Below are 401 nucleotides of genomic sequence, written 5' to 3'. Positions count from 1 at the left end.
AGGCGGCATTGTTGCTCAGCTTGCTGTGCGGCAGGATGATCTGGTTGTTCCGGGGCAGATATTGGCGCAGCTTGATCCGACAAAAAACGAGTCCAATGTTGAAGAAAGCGAGGCGCGTTATCGTACAGCGCTTGCAAGTGCTGCACGCTTGCAGGCCGAAGTGAATATGGCTGATCTGGTCTTCCCGAATTCACTTGAGAATTACCCCGCCTTGAAAGCGACGGAAACAGAGCTTTTCAATGCAAGACGCAAAAGCCTTGAGCAGTCTGTTCATTGGGTGAAAGAAGCGGCCGATCTGGTGCGCAGCGAGTTAAAGATCAGTGAATCTCTGACGAAAATCGGGGCATCAAGCAATGTGGAGGTGTTACGCCTTAAGCGTCAGCTGGTGGAGCTTGAACTGA

The 401-nt window shown here is 51.6% G+C and carries 1 protein-coding gene; it reads left to right on the top strand.

All coding sequences use genetic code 11. From position 1 onward, the window contains the following. Positions 1-401 (top strand): HlyD family secretion protein (locus tag HBA93_RS19015; protein ID WP_221724341.1); only part of this gene is annotated, 401 nt, incomplete at both ends.

The sequence above is a fragment of the Ochrobactrum sp. SFR4 genome (genome assembly GCF_019730395.1).
Classification (GTDB): domain Bacteria; phylum Pseudomonadota; class Alphaproteobacteria; order Rhizobiales; family Rhizobiaceae; genus Pseudochrobactrum.
Note: the sequence above shows the minus strand (reverse complement) of the source record. Positions and strands in the feature narration are given on the sequence as shown.